The sequence below is a fragment of the Desulfoluna butyratoxydans genome (assembly GCF_900699765.1).
Lineage (GTDB): Bacteria > Desulfobacterota > Desulfobacteria > Desulfobacterales > Desulfolunaceae > Desulfoluna > Desulfoluna butyratoxydans.
This window is the reverse complement of sequence record NZ_CAADHO010000007.1, coordinates 22,314-41,051: the sequence shown is the minus strand read 5'-3', so window position 1 is coordinate 41,051 and position 18,738 is coordinate 22,314. Positions and strand designations below refer to the sequence as shown.

17 protein-coding genes are annotated in these 18,738 nt (G+C 56.5%); 16 read left to right on the top strand and 1 reads right to left on the bottom strand.

Features of this window, described 5'->3' with window-relative positions:
- Positions 1 to 144 precede the first annotated feature (144 nt).
- From MSL71_RS18185 to MSL71_RS18120, 14 genes are all read left to right on the top strand, one after another.
- Complete coding sequence (locus MSL71_RS18185) at positions 145 to 477, top strand: DUF6848 family protein (protein ID WP_180143112.1); 333 nt, start codon at positions 145 to 147, stop codon at positions 475 to 477.
- Between the two features lie 211 nt (positions 478 to 688).
- Positions 689 to 3,145: a phage tail tape measure protein gene (locus MSL71_RS18180; RefSeq protein ID WP_180143110.1), complete on the top strand. Its 2,457-nt coding sequence runs from the start codon at positions 689 to 691 to the stop codon at positions 3,143 to 3,145.
- Positions 3,146 to 3,156: 11 nt separating this feature from the next.
- Positions 3,157 to 3,675 (top strand): hypothetical protein, encoded by a 519-nt coding sequence (locus MSL71_RS18175; RefSeq protein WP_180143108.1) that lies wholly within the window; start codon positions 3,157 to 3,159, stop codon positions 3,673 to 3,675.
- A 2-nt stretch (positions 3,676 to 3,677) separates the two neighbouring features.
- Entirely contained in the window at positions 3,678 to 4,493 is an 816-nt protein-coding gene (locus MSL71_RS18170; protein WP_180143106.1) for a hypothetical protein, read from the top strand.
- Positions 4,474 to 5,094, top strand: a complete 621-nt coding sequence (locus MSL71_RS18165; RefSeq protein ID WP_180143104.1) for a baseplate assembly protein — start codon at positions 4,474 to 4,476, stop codon at positions 5,092 to 5,094. The genes MSL71_RS18170 and MSL71_RS18165 overlap by 20 nt, the downstream gene beginning before the upstream one ends.
- Positions 5,095 to 5,107: 13 nt before the next feature.
- On the top strand, positions 5,108 to 5,305 hold the full coding sequence (locus MSL71_RS18160) for a hypothetical protein (RefSeq protein WP_180143102.1): 198 nt from the start codon (positions 5,108 to 5,110) through the stop codon (positions 5,303 to 5,305).
- Complete coding sequence (locus MSL71_RS18155; RefSeq protein ID WP_180143100.1) at positions 5,305 to 5,745, top strand: baseplate assembly protein; 441 nt, start codon at positions 5,305 to 5,307, stop codon at positions 5,743 to 5,745. The genes MSL71_RS18160 and MSL71_RS18155 overlap by 1 nt, the downstream gene beginning before the upstream one ends.
- Positions 5,717 to 6,889: a baseplate J/gp47 family protein gene (locus tag MSL71_RS18150; protein WP_180143098.1), complete on the top strand. Its 1,173-nt coding sequence runs from the start codon at positions 5,717 to 5,719 to the stop codon at positions 6,887 to 6,889. Before MSL71_RS18155 ends, MSL71_RS18150 begins: the two co-directional genes overlap by 29 nt.
- On the top strand, positions 6,890 to 7,447 hold the full coding sequence (locus tag MSL71_RS18145; RefSeq protein ID WP_180143096.1) for a phage tail protein: 558 nt from the start codon (positions 6,890 to 6,892) through the stop codon (positions 7,445 to 7,447).
- Positions 7,448 to 7,457: 10 nt separating this feature from the next.
- Positions 7,458 to 10,256 (top strand): phage tail-collar fiber domain-containing protein, encoded by a 2,799-nt coding sequence (locus tag MSL71_RS18140; RefSeq protein WP_180143094.1) that lies wholly within the window; start codon positions 7,458 to 7,460, stop codon positions 10,254 to 10,256.
- 1 nt (position 10,257) lies between these two features.
- A complete protein-coding gene (locus MSL71_RS18135) occupies positions 10,258 to 10,482 on the top strand; it encodes a hypothetical protein (RefSeq protein ID WP_180143092.1) in 225 nt (74 codons plus the stop codon).
- Positions 10,483 to 11,084: 602 nt separating this feature from the next.
- Positions 11,085 to 12,068, top strand: a complete 984-nt coding sequence (locus tag MSL71_RS18130) for an AAA family ATPase (RefSeq protein WP_180143090.1) — start codon at positions 11,085 to 11,087, stop codon at positions 12,066 to 12,068.
- Between the two features lie 304 nt (positions 12,069 to 12,372).
- Positions 12,373 to 13,638, top strand: coding sequence for a vWA domain-containing protein (locus MSL71_RS18125; protein ID WP_218951073.1), 1,266 nt, complete (start codon positions 12,373 to 12,375; stop codon positions 13,636 to 13,638).
- Positions 13,639 to 13,665: 27 nt separating this feature from the next.
- Positions 13,666 to 14,154 carry a hypothetical protein gene (locus tag MSL71_RS18120; protein ID WP_180143088.1) on the top strand — a complete coding sequence of 163 codons (489 nt, stop codon included), beginning with the start codon at positions 13,666 to 13,668 and terminating at the stop codon, positions 14,152 to 14,154.
- Between the two features lie 52 nt (positions 14,155 to 14,206).
- Here the strand turns inward: MSL71_RS18120 and MSL71_RS18115 are convergent, their stop codons facing one another.
- Positions 14,207 to 16,195, bottom strand: coding sequence for a methyl-accepting chemotaxis protein (locus tag MSL71_RS18115; protein WP_180143086.1), 1,989 nt, complete (start codon positions 16,193 to 16,195; stop codon positions 14,207 to 14,209).
- A 902-nt stretch (positions 16,196 to 17,097) separates the two neighbouring features.
- Here MSL71_RS18115 and bla point away from each other — a divergent pair.
- On the top strand, positions 17,098 to 17,922 hold the full coding sequence (gene bla / locus MSL71_RS18110; RefSeq protein ID WP_425484439.1) for a class A beta-lactamase: 825 nt from the start codon (positions 17,098 to 17,100) through the stop codon (positions 17,920 to 17,922).
- A gap of 26 nt (positions 17,923 to 17,948) precedes the next feature.
- Positions 17,949 to 18,581 carry a type B chloramphenicol O-acetyltransferase gene (gene catB / locus MSL71_RS18105; protein WP_180143084.1) on the top strand — a complete coding sequence of 211 codons (633 nt, stop codon included), beginning with the start codon at positions 17,949 to 17,951 and terminating at the stop codon, positions 18,579 to 18,581.
- Positions 18,582 to 18,738 lie beyond the last annotated feature (157 nt).

Genomic DNA, 18,738 nt, shown 5'->3' with positions numbered 1-18,738 from the left:
CCGGCGGCAAGGTGAGCCACCTTGAAAGCTGGTTACCGCTGCGCTTTAACCCTCGTTCCTCGGGTTAAATCACATCGGCATTCATGTGTGATGTGAATATTTATTTTTTGTCTGAACCCTTACACCATCCAAGGAGAACAAAGCATGACCACAGAAAATCCCAATACAACCGCACCCGAAGCAGACATCTCCTACGAAGGCTACACCCTTATGGAACACACCTTCAACGACCGGTTTGCCGGAAAAGAGGTGACCATCAGGCACCACTTCAAACGCCCCAACCGGCCCCAGATCTCCCGTGCCCAGAAAGGGGCCGGCAAAGACGCCATGAAAGCCTTCGGCAACTTCGTCTCCGAAATTGTGCACCCCGACGAAAAAGAGGCCCTGGCCGCCAACATCAAGATCTACCCCGGCCTGGCCGCCACCTTCGGCAACGCCATCATGGGCGCCGTGGGCGTGGGTGACCTGGGAAACTGATCCGGCGCGCCCGGGAAACCCTGGACCCCATGGACCAGTGGGAGGCCATGATCTCCCACTGGCTCGGCCAGGAGGCGGCGGAGGACCTGGAGACCTTCGCCTCCCAGGTTGCCCGGGCAGAATGGTTGGAGAAGAGACACCTTGAATCGTTGCAGCGCCTAATAGGAGGAGTCAGTTAGTGGAAGCGCTTAGCATTTTACAAGACTTGGGGATGGCAGAGTCTGTCATCGGGCCTTTGGAAAAAATGAAGGGAGCTTTGGACGAGGCAGGAATCGCAAGCAGCAAATTCGGTAACTGCATGGCAGGTATCTCCAAAAAGATGCTGCCCTTCCTAGTCGTCGCGAATATGTTCCTTTCCGTCCTGGCCCCCGCCATTTCGTCGGCGGCCGATTTCGAGACCAAGTTGTCCAGTCTGGGAGCTGTCTCAAAAGCCAGCGCCAGCGAAATGGCCCTAATGAAACAAAGCGCCTTGGACTTGGGGGCCAAAACAGGTTTCGCTGCGGGGGAAGTGGTGGCGGCCCAGGAGCAACTGAGCCAAAGTGACTTCACCCCCGCCCAGGCCGTCAGCGTCATGCCGGATATCCTGAACCTGGCCACGGCAGCCCAGTGCGACCTGAGCGCAGCGGTCTCGGTAAGTTCCGCAGCCATGGGTGCCTTTAACATGAAGGCCTCGGAATCAGGTAAGGTGGCCGATATCCTCGCCTCGGCCGCCGCCTCGGGCATGAGCCTCACAGACCTCGGAACGGCACTGGAAAAGGCTGGAAACACGGTGGGCAAATCCGGGGTCAGCTTTGCCGAATTTGCGGCCATCACCAATACCATGACCGGAGCCAACATCACGGCGGCGAATGTGGGAAATGCCACATCCACCATGTTCAACAAGCTGACCGCACCGACGGGTGCCGCAGCAAAAGCACTCTCGGACCTGAATGTGGCAACCAAAGACTCCAACGGTAAGATGCTTCCCTTCCTGGATATTATGGGAAACATGGAAACAGCCCTTGCCGGAGTGGGGGCGACGGAAAAGGCCGCTACGCTGAAAACCGTCTTCGGGGACAATGCCCTTGGACCTGTCAACGCCCTGTTGAATGAGGGGATCGGCAACCTCAAGAAATTTGCCAAAGCGGCGGACAACGACACAGGCCGGGCAGCGGAAATGGCCAGGGCAAAGCTCAACAACCTCAATGGGTCCCTCAAGATCCTGAGCGCAGCAACCACCAGTTTTTCCATCGTGGTGGGCAGTGCCTTCACCCCCATTTTAAAAGTCTTAACGGACGCGCTTGTCACAGTGGTGGGCTGGCTCACGACCATGGCAGCCCACCCCATCGGAAAAGCCGTCCTGCTAATGGCCGGCGGATTTTCCGCGGCGGTGGTCGCTCTGGCAGTCTTTCCCGAGGTGATGATGCTAGCCAGTATGGCTGTATCCTTTTTTAACACGATGGTTTTGGCCAACCCCATCGCTCTGGTCGCCATGGGCATTATCGCACTGGGGGCTGTAATCATTGCCTTCTGGGACAAGGTTGCCGAGTTTTTCAAACCGTTGACACTGATCGTCCAGGGCGTCATCTCCGTTTTTAAAACCCTTTCAGGCACCATCGGCACCATTGAAGGCCAACTGGCAAAGGACGTGCAAGCGGCCGGATTGGTGGGCGTGATTACCACGATCTGTCGCGTGATCTATCGCATCAAGGTGGCCTGGGATACCGCCTGGGACGCCATGGTCACCACCATGGCGGGTGTCGGGAGTATTTTTACCCCCATCATCGACACCCTGGCGGGTGCCTTCCGGCCCCTGTGGAAAATCATCACCTACGTATCACGCGCCCTTTTCGGTGCGGCAGAGTCCACAAGCGTTTCAAGCTGGCAGACCTTCGGTGCCATCGTGGGCGTTGTGGTTGGCTCGGCCTTTCAGGTATTGGCCTGGGCCGTTCGTCTTGTTCTTAGCCCCTTTACGCTTTGCATCAAGATGGTGGGCCATTTGTTCTCGGCATTTGTCTGGCTTGGGGAAGGCATTGGCAACGCTGCCGGTTGGATCGTGGAGCATGCCGCTTCCATCGGCAACGGCATCAAGTGGGCATTTCTCAACCTGACGCCTTTAGGATGGATCATCCAAGGCTTTAACGGCGTCAAGAATTTCCTGTCCAACATCAACCTGGCCGAAATCGGCGTGAAGATTATGCATTCCCTGGCATCGGGCATCAAACGTGCCGTCATGATGCCCTTTACCATCATCAAGGGAGGATTCAGCAAAATTCGCAACTGGTTCTCCTCTTCGGACGACAAAGAGGGGTCGCTGGCGAAGCTCACTGTTCCCGGCTCACAAATGGTGAATACCCTGTCCACAGGAGTCCGGGGCGCAACGTCGGTACTGGGGAAAGGGGCCGCTGGGGCGGCAGTCGGAGTTGGCCTTACCCTCGGCACAGCCATGGCCGATCCCGGGCAATACACGTCCGGCATCAGCTCCCTTCCGGCCGTTGCCACCCCATACGAACAGGCGGCTGAAGGTGCCAGCGGCCCGCAGCATGCCGCTGAAAGCGGTGAGGTGCGAAGCCAGGGTTCCAAGGTTGTTATTGAACATTTACATGTGCAGCTCCCCGATGTGTCGGACGCGGACTCTTTTGTCCAGGCCCTGCAGACACTGGTGAGTTCTTACGGAGGACAGGACTGATGGATGGGTACTTGAAATTTTCAGATGGTGAGGTGTCGTTGGGTGGAGTGACTGTCCCCGGGATTTTGTCGAGTCTCTCCATAGGAAGCGAGGTGATCTTCGATGAACCCAAAGAGGAGGGCAAACCCGGCACCACCAAGCTCCCCATGGGATGGGAGGATTCGGATTTTTCCCTGTCCCTGGTCCTGGTGAGCGACGAAAACGGCACCTGCTACGACAAACTGAAAAAGCTCGTAGCGGTCTTCAAAGGGACCAATGACAAGAAAAACCCGAAGGTCTTTACCATCGCCAACCACCACATCTCGGCATGGGGCATTGACCATGCCGTATTCAAACGTTTGCAATCCAGCGAGGACAACAAAACGGATACGATCAAGGCCACCTTGTCGTTTACCGAGCACAACCCGCCCATCCAAAACCAGGCCCAACCTCCGAAAGACGGAGGGGCCTCCGGAAAGGCGGAGAACAAGACGCCCGGTACCACGGCCAAAGAACCGGAGCTGTCCCTTAAAATCAATGTTGGGAGGTAGCCATGGGAGTCATTGCAGGCATCCAATTGGACATCTTCCTTGGGGAAAAGCGGGTCACCCGCTGCCCGGAGTGCGTGGTGACCGCATCGCGGCGGTCCGTGCTGACCGAGGCCAGCATTGCCGTGCCCGACCCCATGGGCGAGGTGCATCAGGCCCTGGACAAGGGGCAATCCCTTTCCGTTCGGTTCGGGTATCGGGACCGGGACCGGGACCCGGGCGTGTTCACCGGTACCGTCACCCGATGGGCGCCCTCCTTAAAGGCCAGGGAGCATGTGGTGATCCATGCCGACGGCCCGGAGCGCGCCCTCTTAACCACGCATCTCACGGAGTCGTGGTTTGAGGAACCGGCGGATGTCCTTGCCAGGCGCATGCTTGCCGCCTCCGGGCTTCCGGTGGGGCATGTGGACCTGCCTGACACCCTCATTCCGCGCATGAGCGTCAGCGGCAGCCCTGTCCGGGGAGCGATCATGGGGGTGATGCACAGCTTGGAGAGCGGCTTTTCGCAGGACTTGAGCGGGTCTTACCTGCGGCTTGAAAGCGGGGCTCTGGTCCTTTCAGATGCCCCCAGGGAGGGGGCGGTCCCGGTCATTTCTACGGCCGGGGGCATCATTCGCCACAAGGTCCGCACCGAAGGGCCCAGTGAGGTGGAAACCTTCCTCACGCCCTGGATGCTGCCCGGCATGCAGTTTCAATTAAACGACACCCGCAAGGGGGTCCGGGGGCTGTTCATGGCCGACGCCGTGACACACGTCCTGCGTCCCCGCTCTGTGCGCACCTTTCTTTCCTACGGAGGATCGTATGACCGTTTCCAATGTTGATGATTTCTTTCGGCTTTTTCAAAAGGCGGTGGAGCTGGTGCGGCCCAACCTCCGCAAGTTCTATCGGGTGGTGCGCAAGGCCGAGGTGATCCGAAGCTATCCCAGCGACGGGCAGTACTGGGCCGATGTGCAACCGCTCTTAAACGATGAAACCCCGGACCCCGACGAACCGGTGATTCCCAAGGTGGAGATCCCGGTGCTCTGGGCCGGGCCGGAACGCGGCGTGGTCTGCCCCCCTGCCCCGGGTACCCGCTGCGATCTTTCATACTACGACGGGGACCCCAACTTTCCCCGCATCGGCAATTTCAGGTGGCAGGGCAACAAGGCCCCCCAATGCGACCTGGGGGCCTTCATCATCCAGCTGGAACCCGGGGTCTCCATCGAGATCGAGGCGGACAAGCGCATCGTGACCCTCACCTCGGCCAGCGCGGAGACAGAGGCCGGGGACAAATGGACGGTCAAGGCAGGCAGCGAGGCCACCGTGGATGCCCCGCTCATCAAGCTCAATCAGGGCACGGGGGTGGTGACCGGTGCCTGCGTCTGCCATTTCACAGGGCTTCCCCACGGGGATGTGTCCTCAACGGTTTTTGCCGGGAAATAAGGAGAACAACAAAATGAGTCTGAGCAACAGCGCACTCAAAGGGTTGATCGTCGGTGAGATGACCGCCCAGGGAATCGAGGTGGCAGGCGACCATGCCTGGGCCGAAAAACTGGCGACGGCCGTGGCAAACGCCGTGGTGGCTCACATCACGGCAAGTGCCCAGGTCACGGTAAGTGGCGGGTCCAGTGCCGGCACATACAAGGTGGCATAATGGAACATATCTTCGGACAAGACATCAAGCTGGACGGCCAGGGCCATGCCCTCATCGCCGCAAACGGTGAACTCGTGCTCACCGAGGACGTAGACACCGGCCTCCAGGACATTCGCGAGGCCCTGAAAACCCCTGTGGGCACCCTCTTCTACGATGAAACCTACGGTGGCCGGATTTACCACTGGATCAAGGACGAAAATACGGAGACCCATCGCATGGGCTTCACCGCGGAAGTGAGGCGCATCTTAAGAAACGACCCCAGGGTGGAGGCCGGAAGCGAAACCTGCCGCATCCGCTCCTGGGACGAGAAAGGCATCGAAGCCGAAGCCGGCTGGCAATGGATCGGCCAGTCCCACATGAACAACCTGGTGATCGGAATCGATCCCGCAACCATGGAGGTAGTGATCAAAGATGGCTGTTCCCATTCCACGAGTTTCTAAAACATTGGACGAATGCCGCCAGATGGTCTTCGGCAGGGTATCTGACGTACACGACGAATACATCGCCAAGGGGTGGCTGCCCCGGGAGATGAACCTTAACAAAGGCGTGGTGAGGGGCATCCTGGAAGTGATGAGCTGGAGCCTGCACCAGGTGTACCTGCTCCTTGCCGACCAGGTGCGGCTGGGGATTCCCGGAGAATCCCACGGCACGTGGATGGATCTCCACGCCGACCAGGTGGAGGCCCCCCGCCAGGCCATGGGCAAGGCAAAGGGCATGGTGCACTTCACCAGGGAAGCAAGCAGCGGCAACGTCTCCATTGCCAAAGGGCGCATCGTCAGGACCCAGCCCGACGGCACGGGCAAGGTCCACCGATTCGTGACCACCAAAGATGCCGTCATGCAAAACGGAGACAACGAGGTGGCCGTGCCCGTGGAGTCCGAAGATTACGGGGCCTCTGCAAACGTCACCCCCGGCCAGATCTCCGTCATCGTCACCCCCGTGCCCGGGGTGGATGCCGTCACCAACCGGTCCGGCTGGCTGCTCACCGAAGGGGTGGACACCGAGTCCGACACCAGCCTCAAAGAGCGCTACAGGCTCCAGTGGAAAGGCAACGACGGCTACTCTTCCAACGCCTACAAACGATGGGCAACATCTGTTCCCGGCGTTCTGGACGTGGCCGTCAACGACCAGCACCCCAGGGGCCAGGGCACGGTGGATATCGTCATCCGGGGCATGGCCGGGATGCCCACCCACGAACTCCTTGAAAAGGTGCGGGAGGCCATCGCCCCCAACGCCCACCAGAACGACGACTGGCAGGTCTTGGCACCCAGCCCCGTGCATGTGGACATCTCCCTTGCCCTCCACCTGAAACCCGAGGCCGTGTGGGAAGAGATCCGGCCCAAGGCGGAGTCGGCAGTCCGAACCCTCTTTGTCAAGCCGGACGAAAGCGCCCAGGAGGCCTATATGTTCGGCGTGGGCGAAGACATGACCCAGGACCGCGTTGTGGGGGCCATCATGAATGTCTCGCCCCACATCAAAGAGGTGGAGTGGCTCGCCCCCACCACAAACATCACCGTGGGCCAAAACGGCCTGGCCATCCTCACCGGCCTGACCCTGGCCCATGTAACGGAACCGGAGGCATAGATGGCCCTTTTCTGGAAGTACATACGCAACCAGCTCCGCTTCCGCCCCGCCCTTGCAGGCGGCCCCGTGGCCGTCATCCTCAAGGGCATGGCAAAAGCCTTGGACGATGTGTGCGCCGACATCGTGTGGGCCCGGGACCAGATGAACCCCAAAACCTGCGATGACGAGCTTGTGCCCGCCTTTGCACAATCCAGGGGCATCCGAAAGCACCCCGCCGAAACCTTTGACCAGTACCGGACCCGGGTGGTTGACGCCTGGGCCTGGCATCGCATGGCGGGCAGGCACCCCGGCGTGGAACGCATCCTGGACCACTATGGCCACGAAGGGTGCACCCTCTCTTCCATGAAGCCCGTGGACAGCACCAGATGGGCCGAATTCGAGGTGTCGGTTCCCGCAGATGCTCCCATGGACAAGACAAAATACGACGCCATCCGAGACGTCATCAACGGGGCCAAGGCCGCCACGGCCAAACTCGCCCGCGTGAGCACCAGGACACAGACACCGTCCCAGATCTTTGCGGCAGCCGGCCTTCGCGTCAAAACCCATATCAGACTGTAAGGAGAAGACCATGTTGAGATGGACCCCTGCCGGGCTTCAGGCCATTCAAGAGGCTGAATCATCCGGAACCAAAATCAAAGCCACCCACATCGCCATCGGGGACGGCGGCGGGCAGACGCCCGACCATTCGGGCAGCACCATGCTGGTAAACGAGCTCTACCGCCAGCCCATTGACACCATTGCCATGGTGGATGCCCCGGACGTCCCTTCGGGTAAAGTCGTGGAGTTCGGCGTCAGCATCCCCGAGACAAAGCCCGAAACCGGCAGCTGGATGATCCGCGAAGTGGCCATTCTGGCCGACGACACCGTCATCGGCATCGGCCCGCACCCGGAGCTTGAAAAGGTGGGCAAGGACTCCCCCAAGGGCACCATGACCCACACCATCACCGCCCCCATGGTCGTGAGCAACGAGGCGGTTATTTCCCTTGCCATTGCCCCTTCCGTGCATGCCACCATGGAAGCCCTTTCCGACCACAACGAAGACAGCCAGGCGCATCAGGATATCCGGGAAGCCTGCACAACAGCCATCTCCGAGCACAACCGGAATGATGGAGCCCATAAGGATATTCGCCAGGCTCACCAAACGGCTGTGGACGAGATCACCGCACAGAAAGAGGCGCTGGAGACGCTTGAGGAAAAGGTGGTCAATACGGGGGTCAGGCAGGCTGTTTTGTCTTATGGCGAGGGTATTTCGGTTGAGGCGACCGAGGTGAAGGGCATGGATTCGGTTGATTATATGGGGGACGGTCAAGCTGGATTACCCGTTAATCTGGGGATGCCGTTCGCTGGTGGAGAGTACGGTGGGATGGTGATGGCCTGCACCCCTTCATTCCAGGGGAATAGACTAATTCAAGATACCATTTTAGGTGTAGATAAGTATATACGTTCAGATAGTGCAGCCCCCATAGAGACCGCGACTGGTGGAGTGCGGGAGTGGACGAACACGGGGATAACCGTTGGCAATAGCGACTATTTCAACAAGGCAAATCAATCTGCCAATATTATAGCTTTTCAGACGACCAACATACTCCCAATGGACAAAATCATCGCGAAGTCGGTCTGTTTTGACTTCGCAAACAACTGGTCTGGTACCAACTCCATTGCCATTCGCTCAATTGAGTTTTTAGATAAACGTGGCGAAGTAATCCCAATGCGCCAAGGCGTCGATTTTGGTGCAATAGCCACATCGAAATATAGTGAGAGTTTCGATCCACACTTTGCATTTGACACGACCAAAACCAAAGTTGGTAATTGGACGGATAACTCCTGGCTCTCCCACAGTGGTATTTCCACAAACCAGCGTCTTACAATAGTCTTCAACACCCCACAAACATTCTACGGAATCCAAATCAATAACGGCCACGCCAGCGGCACCGCAAACGATGCTGTGTATGGCGCAAAGGACTTTGCCATCTACGCCACAGACCAAGCGGTTGAACTCGTTGTCGGAGGTGGCTTTGGCAATACTGGCAACGGCCTTACCAAACTTGTTGGAGCACGTCTGAGAAAACACAAACTTATCGACGCCTCAGACCCCATCCATGTCTTCGGGGATTACTGGCACTTCAATCCCGCCACGGGTTTCGCGATGGTGTTGTATCACGGATGGGGTGTTACACGAGCCCTTAAGCATCCAATGGGAAAACGGTTAGCCCAAGGTTGGTTTAAAAAAATCGACGACGCAATGAGTTGGTATGTGTACTCCGACAAAATCGGGGGGGAAAAATACCTTTGTCTCGACACAGATGACACTCCCAAGACAAACCCTGGTGATACTGGTCTCTTTTGGGCTAAGAACACCACCGAAAATGAGATCTTTTTGGGGGTCAATGAAGCCACCAACAGCAATGACAATGAGTACATGTTTTACGGCTGGTTTGGTGATGATCTTGGTAGCACCACCCCCGGAATGACCGGAGTGCTGGGATCAACGGCATTTGTATCTATGAAAGGTGGTGAGACCGTTGGCCTTGGATTTGAGGCCGAGACAATAATCGCGAAAGCCAAAAATACAGGACATTGGCATGTGGTGTCCCGTGACCGTGGTTGGGATAAATTCACTTTACTCAACTCCCCATGGACCGAAAGTGACCTGTCAAAACCTCTCCTTGTCGAAGGAACTAAACTTACTCTGCAAGACAACTGGGGAAGTTCCGAAGGCTACATAATTATGGCCATTGGCAAACAGGGCCAACTTCCAAAGGGCCGCTCAATCCAAATCAAAGCTAGTACCGAATCCCCATTCGTAGCAAACATCTCTAAAGGATTCGGTCCTGAGGGAAACCGAGACAAAATCATTTACAAAGATACTCCAGCCATCTACCCACAGACAAAATCGGATGGCAGATATGACCTGGTTTTGCTCGACAATGGGGCTGTCGATTTGATTCCTGAAAAAAGTTACGTTACGGATATAGTTAAGTGGATGAATGACAAACTGATTATCGGGTCTTGCAAAATCTCCGATGGCCTGGTCGTTGATCTGGAACTTATGCCTACCGGTGATGAGTATGAGACGCCCTGGTTCCCAGTAACTCTCAACACTAAGTATATTTTATCAAATCTATTTCAAACCCCAAAATCTACATTCGAAATTTATTGGAACAGTGCGCCAACAGATGAGAATAAAAGATATTGTGGAGGGCAGTATTATTATCAAGCCAGAACCATTGGCGCATACAAAAGAGTAAACAGCAATGAATTGATAGTGGGTTCAGGGTCAAGCTATACTTTCTCTAGCAGATGGGGAGCAGACCCTGTTCAATCTGCTGAGGGTTTCTATAAGCTCAAAGTCAAGCGAGGTTTCTAAAATGGAAAAACTTGAAATTCAAAACACCTGGTATGATAGAACTACGGGAGCGAAAGTCATCAACTTCATCAAGAACTCAAGAATACCTGAAAATTGCCAAGAAACGCCTCCTGATATCGCCCCTGAACCCGCCCCCAACGACATCCCTCTCTGGGATGTCGACAACATGGTGGAGGAGTCTCCGACCCTGGCAAAATATTTTTTGAAATCCCAGGGAATTGAATAGCAGGACAGGTGACGTTAGCCCCAACCGAAAAAACCCGGCCAACAAGACGGGCTGACAAATAAGGTCAATCAGAGCCGCGTAGCCCTTTCTTACATCAATAGCGGCAGGCACCACCTTTCAAAGATTCAACCCTCCATTGCCCGAGCATCGCACGCAAACCAACCCCTTTGTGCGGTGACTCGGGCTCCTCTTTTTTCCAAGCAATTATCCAATCAAAGAGACAGATCTTTTATTCGGCGTTAAAGGCATAACAGAACCATGAGCGACACCGTGTCCGCCACAAAAGAAGTCTAAATGTTGCGCGGTTTGAACCGAGGAAACGGGATTGAGGGTCAGGCGGCGCACCAGCGCTGACCCTCAGCCCGTTTCACAATTCCAGCCCGAACCGCATTAAGATCCATATGGGCGAGGCAAGTGATCAACGTGTTTCCCTTCTCAACGAGCACACCCTTGAGGCGCTCTCCCCAGAGGACCCCTATTCGATTTTCCGAGAAAAAAAGATTGCAAAATCACACAGCATCTGGTTTGTTTGGGTCGCCTAAAACTTAACGACACAACAACAAATTATGAGTCCCCCGAAATAAACACAAAGAAGGAAGCCAATGAAACCGTCCCACATTGCAACAGCCGTCTCAACCCTCATTCAGATTCGTCAACCCACGTTTTTGTGGGGGCCTCCCGGCATTGGCAAAAGCCAGGTGGTCAGGCAGACGGCTGACGCCATGGGACTGGAACTCATCGATATCCGGGCCATCCTCCTGGACCCGGTGGACTTGCGGGGCATTCCCCGCATCGGGGATGACGGCACGTCCACGTGGTGCGCGCCGTCCTTTCTGCCGCGTTCGGGAACCGGCGTTCTTTTTCTGGATGAGCTCAACGCGGCCCCTCCCCTGGTCCAGGCGGCATGTTACCAGCTTGTTCTGGACCGGCGGCTCGGGGAGTACACCCTGCCGGAGGGCTGGGCCATCATCGCTGCCGGAAACCGGGAGCAGGACCGGGCGGTGACCCACCGCATGCCGTCTGCTCTGGCCAACCGGTTTGTGCATATCGACTTCAGCGTGGACCATGAGGAGTGGCTCACCTGGGCTGAAGCACACGACATCGCCCCGGAGGTGACCTCCTTTATCCGTTTTCGTCCCAAGCTTCTCCACGATTTTGACCCGGAGCGGGCAGACAAGGCCTTTCCGTCTCCCAGGTCCTGGGAATTTGTCTCTCGCCTCATGGGTGGGGGAATGGAAAAGAGCATGCTAAGCGAGCTGGTGGCAGGCACGGTGGGCAAAGGAGCCGCTGCCGAGTTTTGCGGGTATGTCACCATCCGGCACCAGCTTCCGGACCCTGAGAGCATTTTATCCGCCCCCAACCTTGTGGATGTCCCCACAGACCCTGCGGTCCTGTTTGCCCTGTGCGAAATGCTTGCTCTGTCGGCAGATTCCGGCACCATGGATGCCTTGCTGACCTTTGCCTCCCGGTTGCCCGATGAGTTCAGCGTTCTGCTCATCCGAGAGGCGGCCCGCGCAAACAATCGAATCGTAGAAACCGATGGGTTTGCCCGGTGGGCGGAAGACCATGCAGAGGTTCTTATGTAAGGCCTGTAACCCTCTGAAAGAAAGCGACCCGCCGGAGGCTGCCAAGTTAACGATGCCTCAGGCGGCCCTGCCGGGGCCAAAGGTTTACCCATTTTATGCGTTGGGTTTGACAAACTGGTTTGGGGCGGTTTTATGAACATCTTCGCGGATGTTTTTCACTTAGGAACGAGGGGAAAGCATCCGCAACCTGGGGTTCAGGGATCATCCCCTGGCCACCGGAGGCTGCTTCCCCACCCCAATTTACCCATAGAAGGCAAGCTGAACCGGCACAACTTTTTTACAGCATCCCGCCCGGAACAACGACATGGCAACCATGAACCCACAGATCAAAGACACCAACGCGTACTCCAAAATTCTGAGGGCGCGCACCTCCCTGGTCATCAACCACCCGTTTTTTGCTTCCCTGGCCCTGCGGTTGAAGGTCAGGGAGGACTATTCGTGTGAAACGGCCTGGACCGACGGCAAGGTATTTGGCTACAACCCCCTGTATGTCCGGGTCCTTTCGCCGGACAAGCTGGAGGGGCTTACCGCCCATACGGTGATGCACCCGGCCTGCGGGCACCACACCCGTCGGCAGAACCGGGACCACGACCTCTGGAACAGGGCCTGTGATTATGCCGTCAACGGCATCCTGCTGGAGTCCGGATTCACCCTTCCCGACGGTTTTTTGCTGAACGATGCCTATGACGGAAAAAGTGCGGAGGCCGTCTACACCATTCTTGAGCGCGGCCTGGATGATTCGGAACAAAGCGAAGAGGAATCAGATCCGGAGGCAGGAGATAACTCAGCGGCCTCCGGAGATGACACATCCGAGCTTGAGGCATCGGCCCTCCCCGAAGGCCGGGAGGAATCAGAGGAAGAGTCGCAGGAGGCTTCTCCCTCGGGTGATCCCGGAAAATCAGGGGAAGTCCGTGACACCCCTGCGGGAGGAGAAACAGATCCGGGCCATGAAACAGACTGGAATGAGGCCCTTACCCAGGCCTTTGTCAATGCCCGGGGCATGGGCAAGCTGCCTGCCGGAGTGGAACGGTTCATCCATCGCCGGATCAACCCGAAACTCAACTGGAGAGAGCTGCTGGCACGATTCATCGAGCAGTCCGCTCGCTCGAATTACTCCTGGGTATCCCCCAACAGGCGGTATATTCACCAGGAGCTCTACCTGCCCTCGCTCCAGAACCAGGAGCTGAGCACCATCGTCGTTGCCGTGGATACCTCCGGCAGCATCGAACCGGCTGAGCTGGCCCAGTTCAGCGCAGAGGTATCCGACATCATGGAGCGCTACCCGGCTACCCTCCATGTGATTTACTGTGATGCAAAGATTTCAGGGTACGACGTCTTCAACCGCTGCGACCTGCCCGTGGCCCTTCGCCCCAAAGGGGGCGGTGGAACGGATTTTCGTCCGGTCTTTGAGCTGGTCGCCAAAAACGGGCTGATGCCGTCGTGCCTGATCTACCTCACCGACCTTGAGTGCCTCTCCTACCCAGACCAGCCGCCGCCCTATCCGGTGCTGTGGGTCAAAACCGGCAACAGCGACAACCGGGCGCCCTTCGGCGACGTTATCCAGTTGTAAATGTGACTGAACCCAAAAGGAAAAACCGTGCGTATTCAATGGAGCATCGATAAAAAAAGGGGCAATTTCAGGCCCACCCTGACGTACACCATCACCCTGGAGCCCTTTGAAAAAGAGCTGGCCGTCAATGCCCTGACCGTCAAGAGCCTCATACCCCGCATCCCCCATGCACGTCGCCCTTTCTGCCAGCCCGGGGAAGATGAGAGGACCGGGGCATGGGTACCGGAGCGGCACCACTACCTCTGTATCCCAAGCGCGCCCTACCTGAAGGACAATGAGATCAAAAACGTCATCCGCCTGCCGTTTCGCGAGGAGGGGGAGTACCCTGAAGTTGAAGACTCCTTTGAGATGTTGAGGCATGCCTATGAAGAGATCGTCAAACAGGCATACGGCCATGGCCCGATATCCCGGCAGGGTGACATGGAGATGACCCCGGAGACCAAACGAACCATCGCCGCAAAGGTAGCCCGTGCAAAGCTGCTCAATCTCTACGGCACCGATCGAATGAGCGCATGATAGCGGCTTTGGAATGGCGCTGCTTCCAAATTGAAGGGTTCAGCCTTTTCAGCTACACCTTAAACCGCCCGACGATTCCGTTCACCCGGGCGGCCATCTCCCGAAGCTGTTCCGCATGGGAACTCAGCTGAGCGCTTGATCCGGCAATGTCCCCTGCTTCCTGGTTAATCTGAGAGATATCCTCGGTCAGGGCCTTGGACACGGAGAAGCTCTGGGTTACGTTCTCGTTGATGTCTGAAATCCCCCGGGAGACAAACGAGATATTGTTGGCAATATCTTTTGTGGCCGTGGACTGCTCGTTTACGGACGAGGTGATGGTGGCCACAATGGCATTGACCCGCTCGATAATCCCGGCGATCTGATCGATCTCCCCTGCGGTTTCCGAGGTGGTGCCCTGGACGGTTTCGATCTGCTCCTTGATGCCTTCGGTGGCCTCGGCCGTCTGGGCGGCGAGTTCCTTGATCTCGTTGGCCACCACGGCAAACCCTTTTCCGGCGTCTCCGGCCCGTGCCGCCTCGATGGTGGCGTTCAGGGCAAGCAGGTTGATCTGCTCGGAGATGGCCGAGATGGTTTCGGTGACCTGGCCGATCTCTTCGGCGGCATGGCGCAACGCCACCATCTTGCCGGCGGCCTCTTTGGACTGTGACACCGCCTCATCGGAGATCCCCCGGGCCTTGGCCGTGTTGTCCACGATCTCGTGGATGGTCACGCTCATCTCTTCGGCGGCCGATGCCACCATGGTGCTGTTGGATGACGACTCCTCAATGGCTGCGACAATATTGGCCAGGTTCTCACTCATGCCCGTCGCCGCCCCGGACAGGGCCTCGGCGCGATCCGCCGTATTTTCCGCCCCTGTCGAGAGCCGACCGGAAATATCGATCAAGGTGTCCGAGGAGCCGTCGACCTTGGTGCTTGTGGCCCCGATATCCTTGATAATGGCCTGCAGTTTTTCCATGAACAGGTTGAACCACCTGGCCATCTCCCCCACTTCGTCCTTGGTGTCCACCACCAGGCGCATGGTCAGGTCCCCTTCCCCTTCGGCAATGTCCCTGAGCCCCGCCACAACCTGCTTGACGGGCTTTGAGATGGACCTGGAGATCAGGAAAATCACCAGCCCCACAAGGGCAATGGTGGCCAGGGTCAACCCCAGCAGTAAATTCCGCAAGGTATAGACTTTGGAGTGCAGCTCCTGCTCATCGATGACCGTCACAATGGACCACCCCGTGGTCGGCACCTTGGAAAAAAACGCTATTTTGCTCTCCCCGCTGTCCGTAAATTCATAGATACCGGTGCGGTTACCCTTCATGTATTCATCAAGCCCCCCAAGACGGCCGCCGCTTATCTCGCCAAGTTTCTCCTTCATGACAACGGAGGTATCCGGATGCACGATGATGGTTCCGTCCTGGGCCAGGACGATGCCGTAGCTCTTGCCTGTCAAGCCCAGGGCGTCGATGGTCTCGGAGACAAAGTTCAACTGGATGCCGGCCCCCACCAGCCCCTGGGGCGTTCCCCGGTCATCGGCAATGGGGGCAACCATAAAAATCGTGGCCTTGCCCGTGGTTTTGGAGATCAGGGGCGGGGTGACAAAGGAGGGCCCACCTGCCATCAGGTCCTTGAAATACCCCCGGCTTGAAATGTTGCCCACAAAGCTGCTCAGGGACTGGTCGTTTTTATCCTGCTGAATGGTATGGTAAACACCCTGGCTGTTGGCGGAGTAGATATCCGAATAATCGTTGGGGTAGGCTTTTTTCAAATAGAGATACCGGTTGCGGTTCAAGGCATCGATCTCATCAAATCCCGTGTTGATGTTTTTCGCCTGGGGTGTCTGGGCGATGGACTCGGTTTCGATGAGATGTGTCTTGATCCATACGTCCACCACCGTGGATTTTTCCTGCACGGTTTTCAGGATATTGTCGGACAAGTCCCCCCGTATCAGGTTGCTCATATAGACATACGTCGTCCCCCCGAAGACGAAAAGGCACAACAAAACGATGGGAATAACGGCAAAGCTGATCTTTTTGTTCAGTGTTGCATTGATCATGGCAGGTCTACCTTTCATCCGGTCTCAGAGTCTCGTGTTTCCCCCGGGCAATTGTTCCCTCACGAGTCAAATCAGGTCAGCAAAATAATAACTAACCTTAAATACTTCCAAAGACTGTGCCATGCCGTATTGTTTTCTTAAGTAAAGAAAGAGTGTTTCCTATATCACCATTAAAAACAGCCCGGTCGAAGACAGAGCCCCCTTTCACACCAGCCTCACCCATCAAAAGAACAGCCATGGCATGCCCACCGCTCCGGATGCGCCACGGCATCGCAACACAGGCCGATTTCGCAGCAATTATTCCTAATATCTGCCCATTACAGTCATGATGCAAAACAGAATCGGGTATGCACGGAGGCATCACATCACATGCCGCTCCGACCTTGTCAAAAAAACATCCCCTATCCCGGATATTTCATGAAAAAACGACCATAATAAGCCAAATAAATCGTCATCTTTGGTGGTTACTGAGAAAAATATTGATAGTCCATAAATCCAACATGTAATTTTCCGTCTAAGGCACGCGTTTCTGCCTTCGGGCAAGCCGAGCCCACCCATCTTCTGTGTTATCAGAGCGTTGAAGTAAAGAACTGCATCAGCAGCTCTGATGCCTTAAATCTGGACGGACTCGACGCGTGAAATATCCGGACTATGCTAAACTCCTTTACTCATATATGCTCTGCCCGGGCCTTCCCGACTATACGGGACCAAGCACATCAAAATGCCCAACACCCCATCGGGGCAGACAAAAACCCTCTGTACGGGACCCTCCCCGGCAGCTTTTTTCTATCTTGTATGCAGCACACACAAAGGAAAAATCAGTGAAGATTCTAAAATTAACCGTGTCACTTTTGATCATTGGAATTCTATCGGGATGCATCGGTGCAAGGCATGAGGAGCCTGTGTCTCGAAACGCATTGGAAAATAAAACCGACGTGACATCTTTGACTAAGACAATCGCTGACATCGAGCAGGCCCTTGGCAGCCCCGTGGGCGTCTCGATCTATGATGCCAAAACAAAAACAACATGGAGCCATCATGGGGATCGGCGTTTTCCCCTCATGAGCACATTCAAAACCCTGGCCTGCGCCAAGGCACTTCGTGATATCGAAGCCGGGGCGCTCTCCTTCGACGATTCAGTCGTCATAGAAAAAACATCCCTTGTTACCTGGTCGCCCGTCACCAGCAACCACGTCGGGCAGGCCTTCTCACTGAAACAGGCCTGTGAATCCATGATGACCATGAGCGACAACACGGCAGCCAATATTGTCCTGACCCAGACAGGAGGCCCCCAAGCGTTGACCTCCTTTGCTCGGTCCATAGGCGATACCGTCACGCGCCTGGACCGCATGGAGCCAGACCTGAACGAAGCCCGCAAAGGGGACCTCCGGGATACCACCACCCCCGACGCCATGGCGGGTAACCTCAGGACCCTGGTCCTTGGAAACGAGCTGTCAGACGCATCCAAGGCCCTGCTGACAAATTGGATGAGGGGAAACAAGGTCTCAGGAAGCCTGCTTCGCTCGGTCCTGCCGAAGGGCTGGGACATTGCCGACCGGTCCGGTGCAGGCGGCCATGGGTCCAGAGGTATTGCCGCCGTTGTCTGGCCCGCACCGGAGGAACCACTTGTGGTCTGTATCTACCTAACCCAGACCACGGCCTCCTTTGAGGAGCTAAACAAATCCATTGCGTCCATCGGCCGGGCCATTTTCGCCCTTTACCAATAGATCAAATCCCCTTGAGGAATCACCCGGTGAAGAACTATTTTGAAAGCCCCTTTGTGGGGAAACAACTGAAAGACCAGGTAACAAACCCCAATATCATTGTCGGAGACCACAGCTACTACTCCGGCTACTATCACCACCACAGCTTTGACGACTGTGCCCGGTACCTGATCCCGGACCGGGACGACGTCGACAAGCTGATCATCGGCCGCTACTGCTCCATCGGATCAGGGGCTGTGTTCATGATGGCCGGAAACCAGGGGCATCGAAACGACTGGGTAAGCACGTTTCCGTTCTATTACCAGGACAACCCGGCCTTCTCCGGGGCAGTCGACGGCTTCGAAAGGGCCGGAGATACAGTGATCGGCAATGATGTGTGGATTGGCACCGAAGCCATGGTCATGGCGGGTGTGAAGGTGGGGGACGGCGCCATCATCGCAAGCCGGGCCGTTGTCACCAGAGATGTCGAGCCTTACTCGGTTGTGGGGTCAAATCCGGCGAGGCATATCCGGTATCGGTTCACGACAGACCAAATCGACATGTTGCTGGAGATGAGATGGTGGGACTGGAGCGACGCCCAGGTCAACGCCGCCATGGGCTTGCTGTGCTCCTCGGATATAGCAGGCCTGCACGCCCACTGGAAAACCTCCATAGGCAAATAACCGGGCCGCCGTCGGGCAAGAGTCGCCCATGCGGCCCAACAGCCTTGCCTTCAACGAATCGCCCGTGATACTATGAGCAATATCATTCGTTTACATTCAACACGACACAACCTTCTCCGTAAAAAATCAGCATTTCGTCCACCAGGGCCCGCCCCGG

What these genes read in the sequence shown, in the direction of transcription:
- MSL71_RS18115 (WP_180143086.1), bottom strand. Translation starts at nt 16,195, where the DNA reads ATGATCAATGCAACACTGAACAAAAAGATCAGCTTTGCCGTTATTCCC.
- MSL71_RS18170 (WP_180143106.1), top strand. Translation starts at nt 3,678, where the DNA reads ATGGGAGTCATTGCAGGCATCCAATTGGACATCTTCCTTGGGGAAAAG.
- MSL71_RS18160 (WP_180143102.1), top strand. Translation starts at nt 5,108, where the DNA reads ATGAGTCTGAGCAACAGCGCACTCAAAGGGTTGATCGTCGGTGAGATG.
- MSL71_RS18145 (WP_180143096.1), top strand. Translation starts at nt 6,890, where the DNA reads ATGGCCCTTTTCTGGAAGTACATACGCAACCAGCTCCGCTTCCGCCCC.
- MSL71_RS18135 (WP_180143092.1), top strand. Translation starts at nt 10,258, where the DNA reads ATGGAAAAACTTGAAATTCAAAACACCTGGTATGATAGAACTACGGGA.
- MSL71_RS18140 (WP_180143094.1), top strand. Translation starts at nt 7,458, where the DNA reads ATGTTGAGATGGACCCCTGCCGGGCTTCAGGCCATTCAAGAGGCTGAA.
- MSL71_RS18185 (WP_180143112.1), top strand. Translation starts at nt 145, where the DNA reads ATGACCACAGAAAATCCCAATACAACCGCACCCGAAGCAGACATCTCC.
- MSL71_RS18125 (WP_218951073.1), top strand. Translation starts at nt 12,373, where the DNA reads ATGGCAACCATGAACCCACAGATCAAAGACACCAACGCGTACTCCAAA.
- MSL71_RS18180 (WP_180143110.1), top strand. Translation starts at nt 689, where the DNA reads ATGGCAGAGTCTGTCATCGGGCCTTTGGAAAAAATGAAGGGAGCTTTG.
- MSL71_RS18150 (WP_180143098.1), top strand. Translation starts at nt 5,717, where the DNA reads ATGGCTGTTCCCATTCCACGAGTTTCTAAAACATTGGACGAATGCCGC.
- MSL71_RS18155 (WP_180143100.1), top strand. Translation starts at nt 5,305, where the DNA reads ATGGAACATATCTTCGGACAAGACATCAAGCTGGACGGCCAGGGCCAT.
- MSL71_RS18165 (WP_180143104.1), top strand. Translation starts at nt 4,474, where the DNA reads ATGACCGTTTCCAATGTTGATGATTTCTTTCGGCTTTTTCAAAAGGCG.
- MSL71_RS18130 (WP_180143090.1), top strand. Translation starts at nt 11,085, where the DNA reads ATGAAACCGTCCCACATTGCAACAGCCGTCTCAACCCTCATTCAGATT.